Origin of the sequence: Acetobacter sp. UBA5411 (assembly GCF_002409645.1) — a bacterium.
Lineage (GTDB): Bacteria > Pseudomonadota > Alphaproteobacteria > Acetobacterales > Acetobacteraceae > Acetobacter.
On sequence record NZ_DHNR01000020.1, the window covers coordinates 1 to 2,163 of the forward strand.

At 58.6% G+C, this 2,163-nt stretch carries 1 protein-coding gene and 2 pseudogenes; all 3 read right to left on the bottom strand.

Features of this window, described 5'->3' with window-relative positions:
* Positions 1 to 382 (bottom strand): annotated as a pseudogene (locus B3759_RS06995) (hypothetical protein); the annotation flags it as partial.
* 227 nt (positions 383 to 609) lie between these two features.
* Positions 610 to 1,914, bottom strand: coding sequence for a DUF1173 family protein (locus B3759_RS07000; RefSeq protein WP_291365011.1), 1,305 nt, complete (start codon positions 1,912 to 1,914; stop codon positions 610 to 612).
* A pseudogene (locus tag B3759_RS07005) lies at positions 1,911 to 2,163 on the bottom strand (conjugal transfer protein TraG); the annotation flags it as partial. The gene B3759_RS07000 and the pseudogene B3759_RS07005, both read right to left, overlap by 4 nt.

The window sequence follows — 2,163 nt, forward strand, 5'->3', positions numbered from 1 at the left end:
AAAGTTTATCACTATTTACGTCGTGCCGGGAATCACGATTCACCGGCATCGGTATATCATCCGTGCTTAATGTGTCTCGCAGGCCTTCATAGGCGGTCTTGAGCATCTCCAGGTCTTCGCGTGTCGTTAAATCAAGACAGTTGCCCAGATCTACGACCAGACCAATAACGAACGGTTTGAAACCGGAATCCCTGCGCTGTTTCTGATATGCCCATTCTTGCGCACGTAACGGGTCGGACTCCCAGACATAGAAACCCGGTCCAAGCCAATCGTAGTCGGTCTCCGACGGAGTTGGTGCGCTTTCTCCGTTAATCAGTTTCCGGCCGACCTCTTCAGAACAACCATGATAACCGAGTACAAAAGATGTATGAAGAGCTGTCAACGCAGTTACGCTTTAAGCATGCCCTCAATGCGTGGGTCACGCGTGTACTCTTTGGTAACCGCGCCTTTGCTATCGATAATCCCCATTCGCAGCAAAGCCGCATGGGCTGTCCGCTTGCTCTTCGTGTTCGCAAGGGTCTGCTTTCTTATTGCTGCCAGAGCAACCTGATGGGAGTTCAGCTTCATGGTGCTACATATAAGGCAGCCAAGTGAAGAAGTCACCCTGTTTTATCTCAGCCTGCCTGATGGAAAAGGCGGCATCCGGCTCCCTGTTGTCGCATCCCATGACCACCATCCACCCGCTCCGAAGGTCGCGTCGTAGTAATTTTCCTTTTCGGCTCGTCTGGTAGTGTAGGCCTCGTCCGTGCGACCGAAAACTTCCATTGGATATCCGTCATTCCGCGCCGTGTCCTGCAGGATGAAATCCGGGAAAACGAGATCCCGTTCCGCGTCGAAACGCAGTGGTTTTTCGAATGCGCGTCCCGCTGCCACGAGGGCATCGGCTACCGCCAGTTCATGGCCGCTTTCGAAAGGAAGCATGCTGCGAGAGACGGTCATCAGGGCACCGGTCCTGACTTCCGCCTGGATCCAGCCCTTCCATCGGCTATTGGGCGTTCCGATGTTTCGTGCCGTCACATAGAGCAACGCCACAACATGTGCCTGCCGCGCCGCTTCGGGCAGGGCGAGTGTGGCTGCCGCCAGTTGGTGCGACCGGACAAGACGGTTCCTCTCGGCAGCAGGCACTGTCAGAAAGCAGCGGTAACCGTTGCGCTGACCGCTCAGGGCCATCGTGAAATTGCCCCTGGGATCTGGTTCCAGAGCCTCCACGAACCCGATCAGGAACAGATGGTTTTCCTGTCCTTCTGTCCTGACAACGGCATGGAGACGCCGTCCGAACTTTTCATGCCCTGGGGCAACAGGACAGAGAAGATCGGAGATCAGTCTGCCCTGCGCCCGGATCCGGGTTCCGGCAGAGGCGATCCGGCCCAGGGCGACCGTCGGTGTGCGGTGTCCGGCGAATTGTGGCCGCCATTCGGTCAGCCCCGCCCGCTCCCACAGGAGATGGAGCAGCCCGAGAGGCGTCATCCGGCGCTGTCGCGCCTGTCCGGGCCGATCTGAAGCAGGCAGCGGCGTGTCATCGACTGGCCGGGGTGGTCCCTTGCGGCGCAGGCCGATCGACAGGGTCACAGCGACATCCCCATCCTCACACTCGCGAATTACGCTATTTACATAGCTGGCGCGCCCACTTTTCTCCGGATCAGGCTTGTAGAACGGGCATGTCTTTTCATGCAGCGGCCCTTCATTTGGCCAGACGGCGAGGTGATAACTGTGACTGTCCGCCCGGTAACGGATCTGTAGAGGTAGTACGGCGCCGCGATGCTGGCATAGGCATCGCGCCTTGTCAGAACGCTCCGCGCTCCGGCTCTCATCATATTTTGCCTTCAGGCGGCGTTCCCACCGCTCCGGGTCGGTCCGGCGCCATTCGAGCTGGAACCTTTCCCCGCCGGGAAGGATGATGATCGTGCCCGTCATGCCGAGGTTTTTTCTCGCAATATCCTGATCTGGGCGAGGATTTCCTTTTCGGTCATCCCGGTGCTGGCCGCGCCCTCCTTCGGTGCGCCTTTTGTCATCGCGTCCCTGACACCCAATATAAGCAGTGCCCGACGCCGGGCTATACCAGGCTGCCGGTCCACGCGGCGTTCAATGGCTTCAAGGCGTCCAAGCAGGTGACCGTCGATGGGAGGTATGGTGCGGGGCGGTGTCTGAAAACCGGGTTTCGGG

What these genes read in the sequence shown, in the direction of transcription:
- B3759_RS07000 (WP_291365011.1), bottom strand. Translation starts at nt 1,914, where the DNA reads ATGACGGGCACGATCATCATCCTTCCCGGCGGGGAAAGGTTCCAGCTC.